Below are 581 nucleotides of genomic sequence, written 5' to 3' on the forward strand. Positions count from 1 at the left end.
GGACGGTTACCACGGTGTGATTCATGACTGGGGTGAAGTCGTAACAAGGTAGCCGTAGGGGAACCTGCGGCTGGATCACCTCCTTAATCGACGACCGCAGCTGCTTCATGAGCTCCCACACGAATTGCTTGATTCATTGAAGAAGACGAAAGAAGCAGCCCGAAATTGGGTCTGTAGCTCAGTTGGTTAGAGCGCACCCCTGATAAGGGTGAGGTCGGCAGTTCGAATCTGCCCAGACCCACCAATTTTGTGTGGGAAACGCCTGTAGAAATACGGGGCCATAGCTCAGCTGGGAGAGCGCCTGCCTTGCACGCAGGAGGTCAGCGGTTCGATCCCGCTTGGCTCCACCACTACTGCTTCGATTGTATAAAGCTTAGAAATGAGCATTCCATCAGTACGATGGTGAATGTTGATTTCTAGTCTTTGACTAGTTCGTTCTTTAAAAATTTGGGTATGTGATAGAAAGATAGACTGAACGTTACTTTCACTGGTAACGGATCAGGCTAAGGTAAAATTTGTGAGTTGCTCTCATGAGCAAGATCGAATTTTCGGCGAATGTCGTCTTCACAGTATAACCAGAT

2 tRNA genes and 1 rRNA gene are annotated in these 581 nt (G+C 48.5%); all 3 read left to right on the top strand.

Annotation, left to right across the window (positions count from 1 at the left end):
- Positions 1 to 86: ribosomal RNA gene (locus AB4Z20_RS28030) — 16S ribosomal RNA — on the top strand; the annotation flags it as partial.
- Positions 87 to 167: 81 nt separating this feature from the next.
- Positions 168 to 244: transfer RNA gene (locus AB4Z20_RS28035), tRNA-Ile, on the top strand.
- A gap of 30 nt (positions 245 to 274) precedes the next feature.
- Positions 275 to 350: transfer RNA gene (locus tag AB4Z20_RS28040), tRNA-Ala, on the top strand.
- Positions 351 to 581 lie beyond the last annotated feature (231 nt).

The sequence above is a fragment of the Pseudomonas sp. KB_12 genome (assembly GCF_052114545.1).
GTDB classification, from domain to species: domain Bacteria; phylum Pseudomonadota; class Gammaproteobacteria; order Pseudomonadales; family Pseudomonadaceae; genus Aquipseudomonas; species Aquipseudomonas brassicacearum.